The sequence below is a fragment of the Luteolibacter ambystomatis genome (genome assembly GCF_018137965.1).
Classification (GTDB): Bacteria; Verrucomicrobiota; Verrucomicrobiia; order Verrucomicrobiales; family Akkermansiaceae; genus Luteolibacter; species Luteolibacter ambystomatis.
Map to the genome: position 1 here is coordinate 2,772,117 of NZ_CP073100.1, position 18,204 is coordinate 2,790,320.

Consider the following 18,204-nt stretch of genomic DNA (forward strand, 5'->3'; position numbering starts at 1 on the left):
CCGTTTCCCCAAAAACAAACGCAAATCACACACCATTAAATAATTAAAATAATTCACCCTCCTGAAAACGAGTCATCATCACCCCTCCCCATCAAACTCCGGCCAGGCCGCAGCCGATGGAGCGCCTTCCAAAAACACAGAAATTCCCACACACCCCGGATAGGCCCATTTCCGGGTATTCCGGCCAACTACGGGAAACCTCGTAGTATGTCCGTTCGATCCGCGCCCGATCGTCTCCCATTCGCCCCATTCGTTGCATACAACTACTCATTCGGGTAGCTGCCTCCCCTCCTGTCCCGGCCGATAGGATGTACTGTTCCTTCCGCGACCTCCGCCATGCTTCTCCCCCGCCCTTCCCGATCCGCACAGGCCCTGTTGCTATGCCTTTCCCTCGCCACCGCCCGGGCCGCGCCGCCGCAGGGCACATGGGTGAATCTCGCGGCGGACGGCCGCCTGTTGTATGCCCGTGACTCCCTCGGCAACCGTGTGCCAGACTTCGGCGACTGCGGCTACAAGGCGGGTCGCGAGGCCATCCCGGAGGCTGCGGTGAAGGTCACCCTGAATCCCGCCGATGGCGATGATCGGGCGCGCATCCAGACCGCGATCGACCAAGTGGCTGCGATGCCGATGGATGCGAATGGCATCCGAGGGGCGGTGCTCCTCACCGCCGGAGAGTACCAGCTCAGTTCCACCCTGAAGCTGAATGCCAGCGGCGTGGTGCTGCGCGGTGTGGGAGCCTCCGATACCGGCACCCGCCTGCGCGCCACCGATCCGCGGCAATACACGCTGGTCCAGATCGGCGGCAGCGGTTCCCGCACCACCGTCAGCAGCACCACGAAGAACATCACGGACAAGTATGTGCCGGTGGGCTCCCGCAGCTTCAATGTGGAGAACACCGGCAACCTCGCCGTGGGCCAGAGCATCGTGGTCTTCCGCCCATGCACCCAGGAGTGGATCAACGCGCTGGGCATGGACAAGCTCGACAACCCGTGGACTCCGGGGGATCGCGATGTCCTCGCCGAGCGGGTGATCACCCGCATCGAGGGCAGCCGTGTGTTCATCGATGCCCCCATCACCACCGCGATCGACGCCACCTACGGCGGCGGAAAAATCTATCGCTATACCTGGAGCGGCCGCATCCAGAACGCGGGCATCGAGGACATCAAGGGGATCTCCAGCTACAACGCCACGATCAGTAACGACGAGAACCACGCGTGGACGTTCATCGGCATTTCCTCTGCGGAAAATTCCTGGGTGCGCCGCGTGGTCTCGCAGTACTTCGGCTTCGCCTGCGTGAACGTCACCGCTGGCGGACGACAGATCAGCATCCTCGATTCCCAATCGCTCGATCCGATCTCCGAGTCCACAGGCGGGCGCCGCTATGCCTTCTGCATCGATAGCGCGACGCAGTGCCTGGTGTGGAACTGCTATACCAAAAACGACCGCCACCAGTATGTGACCGGCTCCGATACTCCGGGGCCGCATGCCTTCGTCTCCAGCACCAGCGATGCCGCACGGGCCGATGTCGGCCCGCACCACCGCTGGGGCAGCGCGTTGCTCTACGATCGCGTGACTTGCAATGGCGATGAGATCAACGTCCGCAACCGCGGCAACTCCGGCACCGGCCACGGCTGGGCAGGTGGCAACTGCGTGGTGTGGAATAGCAAGGCGGACAACTACATCATCCAGAATCCCCCCACCGCGAGGAACTGGCTGATCGGCAGCGTGGGTACGGTGAGTGGCAGCGCGGGCACCTACGATGCGAATGGGGCGAACGTCTTCCCCAGCACGCTGTGGGGAAACCAGCGGCAGGATCTCCAGACGCGCCGCGGCCTCCAGATCCGCGAGTATGTGGCCGGAGATTTCGACCAGTTCACCGCGGACGCGGGCGAAACCACGCCGGTGGATGCGACCTGGCAATCGCAGGTCGCGGCCCAGGGTACCACGGCAGGCTTTGACACGCTCCAGGCGGGGCGCTGGGTGCCATGGACACATTCCTTCTCCCTCGCCGCAGGAGAATCCACTGTCAGCGCCACGCTGTGGGTGAGCGTGCGCGGCACCGCCGCCAATGCACAGAACGGACGCCTCTACATCGACGATCTCGCGAATTCAAAGCCGCTCTCCACCTACGCCGCCTCCATTCCCACCACCGGCTCGACCGTCCTGCGCATCGATCTGGCGGACGACCTCGCCCGTCTCGCCGATGGAAAGCTCAACCTCGCGGTGCAGAACAACGCCGCCGTCGATTGGTCGATGCTCGAACTGCGCGTGGCTCCCGCCACCACCGGCAGCTCCACCGTTACCCTGACGCCGGAAGCCGATGCCACGATCCGCGCCGGTGCCTCCGCCGCAGTGAATGCGGGCGGCGATGTGGTGCTCGGCGTGAAGGAAGCCACCGGAGCGGATGACGACCGCCGCGCGCTGCTGCGCTGGGACCTCTCCGGCATTTCCAGCAAGGTGCTCCATGCGAAGATCCGGCTGGTGCCGGTGACCGTCGATTCCTCCGATCTCGAAAATGGCGCGGTGGTCTGCACCTCCAACACCTGGGCGGAAAACACGGTGACCTGGAACAACCAGCCCGCCGCCCCCGCGCGCCTCGTCACGTGGTGGCCGCGCCAGAACCAGCCGGTGGAGTTCATCGTCACCACGGATGTGCTCGCCGCGATGGCGAAGGATAAAAAACTATCCGTGCAGTTGTTCTCGGCCCGCGAGTCGGGAGGCACCAGCTATGCCTCGCGCGAGGATGCGGATCCGGCACGCCGGCCGCAGCTCGTCCTCGTCACCGATGGTACGTTTTCGCTGGATGCGCAGCCCCCCGCACGTTCGACGAGCGCGGGCACGTCCACCACCTACACGGTGTCCATGACCACGCGCGATGGCTTCACCGGGTCGGCCGCGTTTTCCGCCACCGGGCTTCCTGCCGGAGCCACGGCGACCTTCGCGCCTCCTTCTCTTTCCGCCGCAGGAACCACCGTTCTCACCCTCACCACCGCGGCGTCCACCCCCGGCGGGACCTACGACATCACGATCCTCGCCAATGGCACCGCGGGAACCGCGCGCAGCCAGGTCTCCCTGACCGTCACCTCACCCGGCACGGACTTGATCTGGAACTCGCCCTCCGGAGGCGTGTGGGACCTCACCACGGCGAATTGGTTCAATGAGATCACCGCCGCGCCGGATACTTTCCAAGCAGGGAAGAAGGTCGTCTTCACCGACCGGGCGAATGTCATCACGCAGATCACGCTGCCCGCAGGCGTGACCGTCGCACCCGCGGGAATCACCCTCTCCGCGGAGGACACCCACTTCAGCCTCGATGGAACCGGAGCGATCACCGGCACCGGTCCGCTGGTGAAAAGCGGCGGCGGCACTTTCACCCTCTCCACCACCAACGACCGGACCGGCACGACCACGATCTCCGGCGGCGCACTGGAAATGCCGGTGCTCACCAACGGCGGCGTGGCAGGCCCCCTCGGAGCGGCATCCACCGCGGCCCCGAACATCGTGCTCGATGGCGGCTGCCTGCGCTGGATCGGAAACACCGCCACGACGACCAACCGCGGATTCACCCTCACGGCGAACGGCGGCACGCTCGAGTCCAGCCCCACCGCCATCACCTCGCTGACATGGAGCGGCACGATCGCCACCAGCGGCAGCGGCGATCGCGTGTTCACCCTCGGCGGGAGTGACCCCGACCCGTTCAAAGGTTCCACCAACACGCTCGCCGGCATCATCACGGACGGCCCCGGTGGCCGGACCAGCGTGGTGAAGTCCGGAGGCAACTCCTGGGTCTTGTCCGGCACCAACACCTGGTCCGGCGGCACCCGGATCGAGGCAGGACGGCTCCGTGGCAACAACCCCTCCGGCTTCGGCACCGGCCCCGTCATGGTGGCGGACGGCGGCCAGATCTATCTTGCCTCCGCCTCGTCCTTCGCAAATGCCTTCACCATCGTCGGCCTCGGCATCCCGGAAATCGGCGGCAACTATGGCGCGCTCCGGCTGACCGCCAACAACTGCAACGTCACCGGTCCGGTCACGCTGGCCGGCAATGCCCGCATCACCGGACGCCTCGCCACCACCACCGGTGGGATCATTTCCGGAAAGATCAGCGGCGAGTACTCGCTGGAACTCGGCGGCAGCGCCACCGCCAATGACGCGGGCGTCACCACGCGCCTCACCGCCTCCGCCAATGCCTGCGTGCTCCGCGGCTCGCCGGACGCGGACCAGGGGGAAACGCAGACGCTTGCCACCAAGCGCCTCAATGACAGCAACACGCGCATTTCCTATCTGCGCTTCAACCTCGCCGACATTCTCGCCGCCTATACGCTGCCGGAGATCGATTCGATGGCGCTGCAGCTCCACCTCACCGCCCCCTCCGCCTCGGACACGCTCCGCGTCTATGCCCTCGCGGACACGAACGCAACCGGCGTCTCCGATGCCACCTGGACCGCGGTGATGACGTGGAACAACCAACCGGCGCGCACCACCGCTCCGGACGACATTCCCAACAGTTCGGCGGCCTTGCCGAACGCCAATGCGGTGCTGCTCGGATCGGTGGCGAACTACGGCGGGGTCGCGGGCATCGTCAGCGTGCCGCTCGATATCGTGAAGATCCGCGACCTGCTCGCCACGGACACCAACCAGCAGATCACCCTGTTGTTCCACAACACCTCCTCAAACATCGCCAGTTGGGCAGCGCTCGGAAACACCAGCGGCCTGCCCGCACCGGTGTTGGAAATCATCGGCCGCCCCTATGGCGGTGCGGGCGGCATCCTCACCCTCTCCAATCCGGGCAACCAATGGACCGGCCAGACCACGATCAGCCACGGCACCGTAAAGCTGGGCTCCGCCACCGCCCTGCCCCATGGCGCGGACAAGGGGGATGTGGTCATCAATAACAACAACCCCAACGAGAACTCCGTGCTCGATCTGAAAGGCACGAGCCCGACCTTGAACGCCCTATCCTCCTCCGGCCCGGTCACGACCCGCTGCATCGTCACGAACACCGCGGCCGCCACCGCCACGCTCACCCTCGGTGACAACGATGCGGATGGCGATTTCGCCGGCATCCTGCAGAACGGTCCCGGCGTGCTCGCCCTGACCAAGACCGGCACGGGAATCCAGATCCTCTCCGGCGTGAACACCTTCACCGGCTCCACCATCATCGCCGCTGGCACGCTGATGGTGAATGGCACGCTCGCCACCGGGCCGGTGCAGGTGCAGGCGGGTGGCGTGCTCTCAGGCACCGGCACGCTCGGCGGCTCCGTGACCATCCTTCCGGATGGAACGATCTCTCCCGGCGTGACCATCGGCACGCTGAATGCCAGCCAGTCGCTCCAGCTCCAAGGCCGGACCGAGATCGACCTGGACAAGACGGCAGGCACGCGCGACGAGATCCGCGGAGCCACCGTGCTGACCTATGGAGGCACGCTGGCGATCAGGAATCAGTCGGGCGCGCTTGCAGCCGGAGACCAGTTCCAGATCTTCACCGCCGCGGCGTATGCCGGGAGCTTCGCCACGCTGGAGCCCGCGTTTCCCGCCATCGGACTGATGTGGGACACCAGCCAGTTGGACACCTCCGGAACCTTGCGCGTGCGTGCGGCCACGCCGATCGAGACCTGGCGGCAGAACTGGTTCGGCACCGGTGCGGATGCGGGCCTTGCAGCGGACCTCGCCACTCCCGCGGGCGATGGCGTCTCCAACCTGTTGAAGTATGCCACGGGCACGGAACCCTCGCAGCCCGCCTTCACCCGGCTGCCGCGCCCCGTCTCCATCAGCCGGAAGCCGGGTATCCGCTTCCAGCGCAACCTGCTCGCCACCGACGTGGGCTACGAGGTGCATGCCTCCGGCGATCTGATCCAATGGCTGGTGGTCGCATCACGCACCGCCGGCGCCTCCATCTGGGCGTTGAACGGCGCGCAGGTCACGGACGATGGCACGGGTCAGGTCACCATCACCGAAACCGCCTCTCCGGGATCGCAGCGTTTCCTGCGGCTGAAGGTCACGCGCTGAACCGTGGCTCTCACCACGGCAGCGCCACCGGTTCGACCCCGGGAACGGCGATGGAGGCGGACAACGATACCATCCGCTGTGGGGAGTCGAAAACGTAAGCGCCACCGCTCAATTCCTTTCCGCGTTCCTCCACCCGTTCACCCCGCTGCTCGGCAGCAGCCAGATCGAGCACCGTGTGGTTGAGACCGGCCCGGTACGACATGCGGACGAAGCCCTTGCTCCAAGCCGGAGAACTCACAAACAGGGTATCGAGAATCCGCCGTCCTTCCGCGCTGGCATGGGAATTATTCCAAGTCTGCTCCAAGCCCGGATCTGCCTGCAGGTCTTTCAACCCGGCGGAGTCCATCGACCGCACCCATTGATCGAAGCTGGCCGCGTATGCGCGTGCCACCGCCATCCCATCTCGCGGGCGGAGCCGGTTGCGCTCATCCAGTATCATCGGCAGCAGCAAATCGCGGGAGGTGGTGTGGAACTCCCCGCGCATCACCTTCGCCAGCTCTTGCGGATCGTAGCGACCTTCGCGCTCGATCAGTGGACGCCAGCGTTTGAGATCCGCCTGCTTTCCGATGGTGGGAAGGAAATGCCGCACAATGGCCTGTTGCAAAACACGCTCCAATCCCAAGCTGGCAGTCTCGGTCTGAAGATTGGGCACATCAAGATCATGCAAACGATCCGCGAGATTCCCCACCAGGCCAGTGAGCCTGAGGGCTTCCGTTTCGTCTCCCGCCTGCGCGGCGAGACGGGCCTTCGCCAACAATATCTTGCCCGCATGGATATGGGCCCCGGCGGGCACGAAGCAGAAATCACCCGGCGGCAATACCAATCATTTGCAAGAAACCGCGGCTCTCCTCCGGTGATCGGACCTTGACCAACGCGCCTGTTCATGACGAAATTTCTCGTCATGATAAATTCCGTCACGTTCTGCCGGTCGATCGGGGATGCCACCCGCTGGCGGATCGCCATGCTGGTGCGGGATGAGGCGCTGTGCGTGTGCGAGCTCGCGGACATCCTGCGGATGCCGCAGTCCTCCGTCTCCAGCCACGTGCAGATCCTGCGGAAAGCCGGCCTGCTGGAGAGCGAGCGCTGCGGCAAGTGGACCTACTTCCGCATCCAGCCGCGCTTCCGGAAGCTTCTCTCCACCCTCGCCGCCAGCCTGGGATCGCCCTCTCAAAAAACGGAAGCCGCCGATCTCAAACGCGCCGTGACCCGCATGGAAAAGCGCGCGTCGAGTTGCTGCCCCGGTTCCGTAAAACTCATCTCCTCCACCTCTTCCAAAGTCTCCACACGCTGCTGCTCATGATCCTCTCCGAACTGAAGTCCCTGCTGGCGGAACACTCCACCCGCCAGTTCCACATCAGCTTGCCCGATGGCGATGCCGTTCCCGTGTGCTTCCACGTCACGGAAGTCGGCCGGACGCAAAAGACCTTCCTGGATTGTGGAGGCACCCGTCGCGATACCGTCACCTGCCAGCTCCAGGTCTGGGTGGTCCCGGATGTGGGCCATCGTCTGGAAACCGGCAAGATGGCGGCCATTCTCCGGAAAGCGAAAACCCTGCTGCCGGACGAGTCCGTCCCCGTCGAAATCGAATACGAGGACCGCATCATCTCCCAATACACCATCTCCCGCCATGAAGTGACGGGGGAAGCCGTCGTGCTATATCTCACCCACAAGCACACCGAGTGCCTGGCTCCGGAGCTCTGTGGCTTGCCGCCCATCGGCGGCAACCGTTGCCTTGGCCCCCAAGGATGCTGCTGACTCCCATGAAACGTCTCCTCGCCGAGTGCCTCGGCACCTTCATCCTCGTCTTCGCCGGGACCAGCGCGATCGTGGTGAACCACACCACCGGCAGCGTGATCGGCCATGCGGGGATCGCGCTGGTCTTCGGCCTGGTGGTGCTGGCGATGATCCACACCTTCGGCGATGTCAGCGGCGCGCATCTCAATCCGGCCGTGACGCTCGGCTTCGCAGCGGCACGGCGTTTTCCGTTGAACGAAGTGCCCGGCTACCTGCTCGCCCAATTCGGAGGGGCCATCACCGCCAGCATGGCGGTGAAACTACTATTCCCGCAGTCGATCACGCTCGGAGCCACGCTTCCTTCCGGCGGCTGGCAACAGAGTTTCATCCTGGAAGCGATCCTCACCTTCATCCTCATGCTGGTGATCCTCAGCGTCTCCACCGGCGCGAAGGAAAAGGGTATCACCGCGGGCATCGCCATCGGTGGCGTGGTCGCACTCGAGGCGATGTTCGCCGGTCCCATCTGCGGAGCCTCGATGAACCCCGCACGCTCGCTGGGTCCGGCGCTGGTTTCCGGACACCTGGACTCCCTCTGGATCTACCTCACCGCCACCGTGCTCGGCGCGCTGGCCGCCGTTCCGATCTGCATCGGTATCCGCGAACCCGGCTGCTGTGATGGCAAATGCCACTGAACCCCGCCTCCCAACCTTCATGTCCTCCCTCCCCATCATCCTCGTCCTCTGCACCGGCAATTCCTGCCGCTCCCACCTCGCTGAAGGTATCCTGCGCAACGCACTCGGCGACCGCTTCCGCATCGAAAGCGCCGGATCGAAGCCCGCCGGTTACGTCCATCCGCTCGCCATCCGCGCCATGGAGGAAATCAACATCGACATCAGCAGCCATCGTTCGAAGCACCTCGATGAGTTTCTGAGCGACACCGTGGAAACCGTCATCACGGTCTGCGGCCATGCCGACCAGGCCTGCCCGATGTTCCCCGGCCAGATGAACCGCCACCATTTCCCCTTTGATGATCCCGCGCACGCCACCGGCACGGAGGACGAGCAGATGGCCGTCTTCCGCCGGGTGCGCGATGAGATCCGCACCGTCTTCGAAGCCTATGCGGCGGGGCGGCTCGATTCCCTCCGAGCCTGAAGCGCACGCTTGCGACCGGGAGAATGTCCGAAAGATACAGGCCGCACCCGGCGTTTTGCACGCATTGCATGAAATACCCCGAACCTATTTCCCGGCGCAACTCGCTGAAAACAATCGGACTAGGCTGGATGGCATTGCAGTGCCCCACCCTGCTCCAAGCCCAGACCAAGCAGCCCGCTCCGTCCCGCGCCCGTGAGGTGACGGACTGGCTCGACCGCTACTGGGACGACAAGCGCGAGATCTACATGGACAAGGCCGACAAGAAGAACCCCACCGCGATCTGGGCCGGGGGCATTCTGTTCTCCACGCTGGTCGCCGCCGCCCGCCACGACAAGCAACGCTTCCAGCCGATGATGAACCACTACTTCAAGGGGTTGGAGGCCTACTGGGACCCGAAGGTGAAGATTCCCGGCTACGAACCGCTACCCACCGCCGGCAATGGCAACGACAAGTACTACGACGACAACGCGTGGATGGTGCTCACCTTTCTGGAAGCCTACGAGCAAACCGGAGAGGCGAAGTACCTGCGCCGGGCGAAGGAGACGCACGACTTCGTCCTCAGCGGCTGGGACGACCAGCTCGGCGGCGGCATCTGGTGGCATGAACGCCACAATGATGATGCGAAAAACACCTGCGTGAACGCCCCCGCCGCCCTGAGCTGCTTCCGCCTTTCCAAGTTCAGCGATCCGAAGACGGCGGAGAAGCTCATTGCCCAGGGCAAAAAGATCGTCGAATGGACGGTGAAGACCCTGCAATCCGAGGACGGTCTGTTCATGGACCACATCAAGGTTTCCACCGGCAAGATCAGCCGCGCGCGCCTCACCTACAATACGGCACTGATGCTGCGCTGCTTCCTGTGGCTCCACAGCTACACCAATGATCCCGCCCACCTCGCGGAAGCCAAGCGCGTGGCGAAGGCCGCGGACTCGTTCCTGGATGGCAATGGCGTTTATCGCGATTTACAAAAGTGGTCGCACCTCATGGTCGAGGCGGATATCGAGATGTACCGCCACACCAAGGATGACTATTACCTGAACCGCGCCAAAAAGACCTGCACCGCACATTACGATTCGTGGAAATCCGCGCCAAAACCGGAGGTCATCGACAATGCCTCATGCGCCCGCGAATTGTGGCTGCTCGAAGACCTCGACAGCCCCGCCGCCGTGAGATTCTGGCAAAATTCGGACAACCCCCGGAAGTCCTGATCCGTGGCGGCTCGATGGCCGGAAATAGTCCGGATTCCGCCCGTCAGGGGACAAAAAACGGCTTTCCCATACCCTGCCGGTACGCGACTGTCCCGGCAGGGAGCTGAATGCCGGATGGCTTGAGTTCTTGCCACGCCCGGGCCGGGCGGAGAATATCCTTTCATATCAAAAACATCAGTCCTCCAGTTTTATGAATCTGCCTCTCGCCATTCTGAGCCCTGTCGAAATCGGTCTCATCCTCGTGGTCCTGTTGCTGCTCTTCGGCGCGAAGAAGCTGCCGGAGCTCGCCCGCGGCGTGGGCAAAAGCCTCGGTGAATTCCACAAGGGCAAGGCCGAAAGCGAAGTCGAGAAGCCGAAGAGCGACTCCGACAAGCAGGCCTGATACTGATACAGAGCAAGCCCGTGGCTGGAGCATCTTGCTCCGGTCCGGGGTTGTTTTCGTTGCCCGGTTCCCAATCTCATTGGAAATCGCGGTGTCGGGACACCACGGAGGTTTGATAGTGACCGGAGGAGGGAGGTCCGGAGCGGGGACGCTCCGGACACGGACTGGAGCAAGATGCTCCAGCCACGGGCCGATTGCCAGGCCCTCTCAGAAAGTATAGGTCGCGGAGAGGTAGAAGTTGGTGCCCGCAGCCGTGGACCGGTCATCCACCGAGCCCGCCTGACCCCCGAAGACATCGAGGCCCAGGTGCCCGCCACCCCGGCGGACCGTGCTCCAGTTCCAATACTTCTCGTTGAACAGGTTGTTCACCCCGGCATTGAGCGTGACGCTTTCGATCGGGTGATACCACGCGACGATATCAAGCGTGAACCACGCCGGTGGCCGGAACATCCGTCCGTTCATGGTGGTGTCATCCGTGCGGGTGACGGCGGCGGTGTAGGTGCCGAGCAACTTGGCCCCGTATTTCGCATCCGGTTCCTGATATCCGATCCAGCCCACCGTCTTCCAGGGATCGACGGTATTGAGCGCCGTGCCCTTGGTCTGGTTTTCACCATAGACCCGCCCGGAACTCAGGCCCAGCGTGAAGCCATCGAACCGCCTGTCGGTTTCGCCCACGTTCCACTCCGCGCTGGCCTCGAGGCCGTAGATGATCGCCGCGCCGATGTTCTCCGTGGTCACCAGCACGGTGCCGTCCGGCATCGTATCCACCGGGACGTTGCCGTTGATGTAATCGCGATACTTCGTGAAGAAGGCCTCGATGCCCACCTTGCCCAGCCCGGACTCACCCTTGTAGCCCAGCTTGAAGGCGTGGCTCAGTTCTTCACGCAGGTCCGGATTCGGCACGGTGATCTGCTGGAAGCCGCCCGCGGGGTGCTCGAAGATCATCGTGAGCTCCTCCGCCGTGGGATTGCGGATGCCCATGCTGTATCCGGCGTAGGCTCGCGTGTGATCGGTGATCTTGTATTGAAGATCGAACCGTGGCGAGAGTCCGAAGTTCTCGTAGCCGCTGGAGGGCTTGAGGCCCAGATCGAGCAGGGCTCCAAGGCGCGCCAGATACGCCGGAGTCAGTTCGGCATTGATCTGATGGAAGTCACCGCGGAGACCCAGCGTGGTGCTCCAGCGCGAGCTCAGCTCGATCTCATCCTGGATGAAGATTCCCAGCCGGTTGGTCTCGGAGGGAGCGAAGGAGATGCGGTCGAACACCGTGGTCCGGGTGGAAACGATGGGCAGGCCGCCGTCCGGATTCGGCAGCACCACGCCATCGGTCTCGATGCGGTCGAAGCGGTTCGATGAATTTTCCTGCGAAACATCCACGCCTCCGAGGAAGCGGTGCTTCAACCCGAACAACTCGAAGTCGCGACGCGCGATCGAATTGATGCCGTAGATCTCGGTTTCGAAATCGATCTTCTGGCGGCGGTTGCGTCCTTCGGTGGAGTCGATCCCCCACTCCTCGGGGAAGCCGGTCTCGCGGCGCGGATTGGTGCTGCGGTTGCGCGTGCCCATGTCCGCGTCCTGCCAATAAACATGCGTGTCCAAGGTGTCGATAACGCCCCCCACCGGTTCGTATAGCCAGTTCAGGCTGATGCGCTGGCGGTCCACGGCCTGCCAGTTGTCGATGCTCTTCTTGAAGATGTTGAACATCTCGATCGACGGATGGAGCGCGCTGCGCATGTCCGCGTGGATGCTGCGGTGGTAGTTCTCCAGCGTCAGCAGGAAGTGGTTTTCCCCGGAGCCATAGCCCGCCTTGGCGAGCCACGCGCTGCTGTCCATCTGCATCGGGTCCGGCGGGATGGTGCCATTGTTGGCGGTCTCCTCACCCTCGCGTCCGGCATAGACGAGCATGATGTCGAAGTCCCCCTCCTTCATCGCCCCGCCGAGCTGCCACGCGAGGCCCTCGTTGCGTGAGAAATACTGGGTGCGTGCGAAGCCGCCCCAGTTCTTCTTTCCCAGCAGATCGTCGGAGCCCAGCGTCTTCATCGAAACCATGCCGCCCATGGCATCGCTGCCGTAGAGCGCGCTCGCGCCGCCCTTGAGGATCTCCACCAGCTGGAACATCGCCGGATCGAAGTAATCGCGGCCGATTCCGCCCGCGCCGGTTTCCGCGCCCGCGTCGAAGGAGGTCGAGGCATACTCCGGAGGCTGGCGGATGCCATCCACCTCCACGCCCACGCGGTTGCCCTCGGTGCCGCGGATGTTGAAGCTGCTCGATCCGCTCGCCGCATAGGCCACGGCACCATCGCCGGTGGTCATGTCGAACGGCACCACCACGGTGGGATCGTACTTCACGATGCCACCGAGATCCTGGGCGCCGGTCTGAAGCAGCGCCTCGCGGTCCACGCTTGCTACGGTACCCGCGGTATCCAGCCACGACCGCTGCGTGCGGGTGGCCACCACCACCATTTCCTCAAGCTGTGGGAGGATGCCTCCGGAATCCTCCTTGCCGGCATCCTGCTTTTTCTCTTCCGGATCAACGACCGGAGCGGCGTCCTGCGCCGGGACCGAACCCGCCAGGCAAAGCGAGAGCATCCACACGAGGTGGAAACGGCTCCCGGCATGCCTGACGGCCGGAAGCATCCAATGGAAACCATTCATCTGTCAAAAGTGGGAGGTATCGCCGCACACCTGCGGCCAGGAGAGAAGTTCAACGGCTGACTTCGAGGCGCATCATCCGCCGTGGATTGGCGGACATCATGGCATCATCGGAAACCTTGACCGATGATCGGCCGCTGGCAGTCACGACGGCCACACCGGATGCTCCGGTGCCCGACCACGACCACGCACCGGTGCCCACCTTCGTCGCAAGCGTCGACCAGGTCGTGAGATCGTTCGCCACCTTCACCCGGTAGGTGATCTCGGCCGGCGGAGTGTCGGGAATGGAGAACCCGATCCGCAGCCGTCCGTCCAAGCTCTCGGGCACGGGCGAGGCGGACCGGCCATTGTCGATGGTGGCGAGCGTGGGATTGGTCCCCAGCGCGTACTCCATCAGATTGGGTACGCCATCGCGATCGGGGTCCGCCAGATCCGCCGCATTGCCGCTGTTCTCCGTGGTTTGGAAATACAACTGCCGCCACGTCTCAAGCGGAGTGGTGGGAGCTCCGCCGACCTGCTGGAAATCCGATGCCACATCGATCCGCGCGCCGACCACCGAGGTATGGTTGGCCAGCGGCATATGGATCTTCACGCTGTGGATTACATCCGTGACCCCGGAGAGATCCCATTGCCACGTCACACCGCGGTAGGTGAAGGAGTCGATGTTCTCCATCTCCGGCACGCCGGTGTTGTTGTCCACCACCTTGGTGCCATCCAGGATCATCGGCAGCGTGGCGTGGATCTGCTGGTTTCCGCCATTGTAGCTCAGCACCGGACCGCCATTGAACGGAAAGGTCACGGCGGGATCCCAGGTGACATCGAGCTGGTAGACCGCGTGCTGGATGTCGAAGTTGGTGGCGGTCTGGTTGACCGTCATCGAATACGCTCCGGTCCAGCTGTAGAGACCCATGCCCGCACCGTATCCCGGACTGGCGACCGTCATCGTGCCGGTCATGGTCGAGGGTTTGTCCGGGATGCGATATGGATTCTGAGAGGCGAGAAAGGTCCAATAGGTCGTTTTGACCAGACCATCCAGCGCGTGGTTTTTCAGCAGCGATTGCGCGGTCACGGGCAAGGCGCCAAGCAGAAACGCTGTGGTGATAGTGAGTGAACGGAACATGGCAATGAGGATGAAAGCTCCAACGTTCAAGGAGTGTCCGTGACCTTGGCGCGGATGAAGCCGCTTGAACCCGGCGTGGTCAGGCGGAAGCTGCGGTATTCCCAGCCCAGCGGATCGGAAAGCGGCGGCATGCCATCCGCATCCGCGGTCACTTCGGAAACCGGCAGCGTCCAGTTCACCAGATCGGCGCTGCCCTGGATGCGGTAGCGGACTCCATCGATCAGCACGGAGACGAGACCATTGGCATCCACCGTGAAGGCCCCCGCGTTCCTGCGGACCGCCAACGTGAGCAGCACCGGGCCCTCCACCGGCTTCGAGCGCAGCTTGCCGCCGCTCCCACCGGAAAGCGGCGCACCATCGAACGCGAACTCCGCGAGGTTGTTCCAGCCATCATGGTCCGGATCGTGGGCCTTGCCATCATTGACGCCTGCGGTGAGGGACTGGTTCGCGGTCCATGCATCGAACGGTGATCCGGCCGGTCCCTCCGTCACCAGCAGCCTGCCGTTTCCGAGGATGTAGGCGGACTCGTGCTCCGCGCCCGATCCGATCCGCCCCCACGTGCCGCGCACCTGGGCCACGCCATCGATCTGGAATCCCTTGATGGTATCCGTGGAGGAATGCAGGAGATTCAGCGCGGTGCCGAATCTCAGCTTCAGATCCGCTCCATTTGGAAGGTTGGCGGCGGTAAGCGCCAGCGTGCCCTGGTTCAGGATGGTCGCACCGGTGTAGGTGTTCGCCCCGCCCAGGGTGAGGGTGTTGATGCCGGTCTTCACCAGCGTGACGGCTCCGGTGCCATTGTCCGTAATCGTGGCGCCGATGTCCGTGGCGCCACTCGCCGTGATCACCAGCTCGGAGGCCGTGTTCACTCCGGTGCCCGCGGTGAGCGTGCCGTTGTTGATCTTGTTCGTGCGGGTGCTGCTGCCGCCGCTGCCGATGATCCCGCCGCTCTCCACCCGCAGCGCGAAGCCGCCGAGATTGAGAACATTACCGACCGTGCCGCCGCGGGCTCCGAGGAAGTTCAGGGTGTTGATGACGCGCGGAGCCGTCAACGTGCTGGTGAAGCCGGTGGTGGAGGAACTCGCGTTGAGCTTGATGTTGGAACTGGTGGTCCACGTGGTGTCGTTCGCGGCCGCCGTGTAGGCGAGGTAGCTGGTGAGCGCCGTGAGGCCATAGGTCCCGTAGGTCACGAACTCGGTGGCCGCCACGCCGGACGATCCGGTGCCGGTGGTCGCCCACGGCCCGATGATGCCATCATCCAGCACCGGAGCCGTGCCCAGCAGGATCTGGTTCTTCACATCCGTGCCGATGGATTGGCCGGAGAAATGGATGGTCGCCCCCGGAACGCGCTCGAGCGTGCCGATCTGGACGACGATCTGGTTGACCGTCCCGCTGATGACCTGGTTGCGCGCGGTGTAGAAGATGTTCGCGCTCGATTCGAGCTTCAGCTTCGAGAACACTTCGGAGAAGAGGGTGCCCTCCGTGCCGCCGGGGAGATGGACCTCCAAGGTCGCCCCCTTCATCGTGATCGTGGCCGTGTCAGCGATACGATCTTCATAGTAGGAGTCGTAGTTTCCGACATTGACCAGCCGCAGCATGGTGTTCGGATCGAGCCGGACATCACCACGGATCGAGCCGAAGTCGCCGTTCAGGGTCAACGTTCCGCCCTCCACCGCGGTGCCTCCGGTATACGTGTTCACGGCGGTCAGTTCCAGCGTGCCGGTGCCTGTCTTCACCAAACCACCGGTGCCGGAGACCACGCCGCTGAGACGCCCGTCGGCCGAACCGAGGCCGTTGTCCACCCGCACCACGCGCGGGGATGCGCCGAGGTCGATCGCGTTGGTGAGGTCCACGTTGTTGTCCGCGCCGATGTTCGAGAGGATCAGCTTCTTGCCATCCGCCACGAAACCGCCGCCGCCCCACGTCAGCGCCGCGCCGCCGTTCAGGACCACCGTGCGCGGCATCACCAGCATCGTCTCGTCCAAGGGACCGCCGAAAGCCGCGAAGCCCCCGTCACCAGTGAACTCGATCTCGCCGGGACCGCTGCTCAGTGTTCCAGCAAGATCGCCCGAACCGAGGCCGAGCACGCCACCAGCGAGCTTCACATGACTCGCGGCAGGCAGAGCGGTGGCGCTGTCGATGCGCAGCATGCCGCCCGCGATCACGGTGTCCCCCGTGTAGGTGCTGGTGCCGCCGAGGATCTGCACGCCCGGCCCCTGCTTCACCAGCGCGAGCTGGTTTTCATTCGCACCCGCTCCACCGATTTTCCCAAGGAATGCCGGGACGTTATACTGATCGTAGGAGGGAGACGTGAGCGTGAGCGTGGAGACCGCGGCATTGCCACCCACAATCGCCGAATCCGAGCTCGTCCCGGTGGTGCCGATGCCCGTGGTCTCATTGAAAATGTTCACGCCATCCGCGCGGATGGAGGTGAACGATTGGTCCGACTTCGCAACGCCATCACCGAGCACTAGCCTCGCGTTCTCCTCGGACAGGATCGTGGCATCCTGGGTGAACCGGCGGCTGTAGAGGTTCAGCGCGAAATTGGCTCCGAAGCGGTTGTCGCCCCCCTTCAGCACCACCAGCGTGTCTTTCAAATACAGCTCCAACAGTGCGGCCGCTGTATTGGTGTTGGTGCCGGTCACGGTGTTCGTGCCGCCCATCAGGATGATCTGGTTGTAGGTGTTGCCGGTGAAGGTGTTGGCACCGGAGAGCACGAGATTGCCATCGCCCTTCTTGTAGAAGCCCGGGGCGAGGACATCGCCGGAGACATCCAGCGTGTTCCCCCCGCCCACGGTGAGCAAACTGAACGCGCCGGCCTTCAATGGCGCGGAGATCGTGTGGGTCACGGTGCCCGGAGAGCTGGTGATCAAGCCGCCCTCGCCGATCGCCAATGCGGCGCCAGTGGAACCGATCGTGACTCCGCTGGCGGATGAGATGGACAGCGTGCTCGCGCCGTGGGCCGCATCCAGAGTCACCCCCGTGCCGGTGGGGAAGGAAATCTTGGTTCCCTCCACCGGCAGCGCGCCGCCGGTCCAGTTCGCCGTGTCACTCCACAGCAGGCTCGTTCCGCCGCCACTCCATTCCGTGGCCTGCGGGAAAACGCTTGCCGCGTAGGCCGTGCTGCTCTGGTCGATCCGCGCCGCATAGAGCTGCGCGTGCTGCACGCCGGTGAATTTCACCTCATAGGAAAGGATGTCCTCCGACACGCCGCTGAGGTCGAACTGGACGCCGCGGATGTTCTTGTAGATGTCCTCCATCCCGCTCGGCATCGCGGCGCTGCCACTATAGACCTGCGAGACCAGATCCGAGTGGGAGGCATTCAACGTGAATGTCCCGGAGGCCGTGGTATAGTTGAGCACCGGCTGCGCGTGGTCGTGGAAGTCATAGCCGAATGCCTCGCCGATCTCCGCTTGGAAGGCCACCGTCTTGAGTCCCGCCACCGGAGTCTTGTCCACGAACCCGAGCGTACCACCGGCGAGGTTGATCGTGGCCGAGGCACCACCGAAGTAAATGGATGCGCCCGCCGGGTAGGGACCACCGGCCGTTCCGTTGGCGATCTTGTAGATCACCGCATCGCCGGAGGCGGACGTGTTCGAGCCGATGGCCCCTACCGCGCCTGTTCCTGGATCGTAGCTGGTCCAGCTGCCACCCGAGGTCTTCCACGCCGCGGTTCCAGGAAAGATGACGCCCGTATAGCCTCCCGCCACGGTGAGATTCGCCCAACCGTCGTAGTCCGTTTGCCCGCTCAGGGTGATCGGCACGGGAGCCGCAAAAGCGTTGCCGAAGCAGAGGGTGAGGAAGGCGGAAACGAGCAGCGGGGAGCGGAGAGGTTTCATGAGCGTCGGGAGGTTTGAGGATGCCCCACCATGTCCCGCTCCGGATTTCCCCGCGCGCGCCTGCTTGCGTTTGACCAGCGTTCTTTTGCCATTCCGTCGGACGCGGGTGACGGAACA

At 63.9% G+C, this 18,204-nt stretch carries 11 protein-coding genes; 7 read left to right on the plus strand and 4 right to left on the minus strand.

What is annotated here, in order from left to right; all coding sequences use genetic code 11:
* The first annotated feature begins 336 nt into the window (after nt 1-336).
* On the plus strand, nt 337-6,009 hold the full coding sequence (locus KBB96_RS10640) for a CBM96 family carbohydrate-binding protein (protein ID WP_211629390.1): 5,673 nt from the start codon (nt 337-339) through the stop codon (nt 6,007-6,009).
* A gap of 10 nt (nt 6,010-6,019) precedes the next feature.
* Here KBB96_RS10640 and KBB96_RS10645 read toward each other — a convergent pair whose 3' ends face one another.
* Entirely contained in the window at nt 6,020-6,802 is a 783-nt protein-coding gene (locus KBB96_RS10645) for a hypothetical protein (RefSeq protein WP_211629391.1), read from the minus strand.
* A 108-nt stretch (nt 6,803-6,910) separates the two neighbouring features.
* Between KBB96_RS10645 and KBB96_RS10650 the strand changes: the two genes are divergently transcribed.
* The 6 genes from KBB96_RS10650 (at nt 6,911) to tatA (ending at nt 10,482) form a co-directional block, all read left to right on the plus strand.
* A complete protein-coding gene (locus tag KBB96_RS10650) occupies nt 6,911-7,309 on the plus strand; it encodes an ArsR/SmtB family transcription factor (protein ID WP_211629392.1) in 399 nt (132 codons plus the stop codon).
* Complete coding sequence (locus KBB96_RS10655) at nt 7,306-7,764, plus strand: DUF6428 family protein (protein ID WP_211629393.1); 459 nt, start codon at nt 7,306-7,308, stop codon at nt 7,762-7,764. The genes KBB96_RS10650 and KBB96_RS10655 overlap by 4 nt, the downstream gene beginning before the upstream one ends.
* Before the next feature lie 5 nt (nt 7,765-7,769).
* Nucleotides 7,770-8,435 carry an MIP/aquaporin family protein gene (locus KBB96_RS10660; RefSeq protein ID WP_226373523.1) on the plus strand — a complete coding sequence of 222 codons (666 nt, stop codon included), beginning with the start codon at nt 7,770-7,772 and terminating at the stop codon, nt 8,433-8,435.
* A gap of 19 nt (nt 8,436-8,454) precedes the next feature.
* Entirely contained in the window at nt 8,455-8,895 is a 441-nt protein-coding gene (locus tag KBB96_RS10665; RefSeq protein ID WP_211629394.1) for an arsenate reductase ArsC, read from the plus strand.
* Between the two features lie 68 nt (nt 8,896-8,963).
* On the plus strand, nt 8,964-10,100 hold the full coding sequence (locus KBB96_RS10670) for a glycoside hydrolase family 76 protein (protein ID WP_211629395.1): 1,137 nt from the start codon (nt 8,964-8,966) through the stop codon (nt 10,098-10,100).
* A gap of 190 nt (nt 10,101-10,290) precedes the next feature.
* Nucleotides 10,291-10,482, plus strand: coding sequence for a twin-arginine translocase TatA/TatE family subunit (tatA, locus tag KBB96_RS10675; RefSeq protein WP_211629396.1), 192 nt, complete (start codon nt 10,291-10,293; stop codon nt 10,480-10,482).
* Nucleotides 10,483-10,689: 207 nt separating this feature from the next.
* Here tatA and KBB96_RS10680 read toward each other — a convergent pair whose 3' ends face one another.
* The 3 genes from KBB96_RS10680 to KBB96_RS10690 all read right to left on the minus strand — a co-directional run bounded on the left by KBB96_RS10680 (nt 10,690) and on the right by KBB96_RS10690 (nt 18,087).
* Complete coding sequence (locus tag KBB96_RS10680; RefSeq protein ID WP_211629397.1) at nt 10,690-13,068, minus strand: TonB-dependent hemoglobin/transferrin/lactoferrin family receptor; 2,379 nt, start codon at nt 13,066-13,068, stop codon at nt 10,690-10,692.
* Nucleotides 13,069-13,183: 115 nt separating this feature from the next.
* Complete coding sequence (locus KBB96_RS10685) at nt 13,184-14,251, minus strand: hypothetical protein (RefSeq protein ID WP_211629398.1); 1,068 nt, start codon at nt 14,249-14,251, stop codon at nt 13,184-13,186.
* A gap of 26 nt (nt 14,252-14,277) precedes the next feature.
* On the minus strand, nt 14,278-18,087 hold the full coding sequence (locus KBB96_RS10690; protein WP_211629399.1) for an autotransporter-associated beta strand repeat-containing protein: 3,810 nt from the start codon (nt 18,085-18,087) through the stop codon (nt 14,278-14,280).
* Nucleotides 18,088-18,204 lie beyond the last annotated feature (117 nt).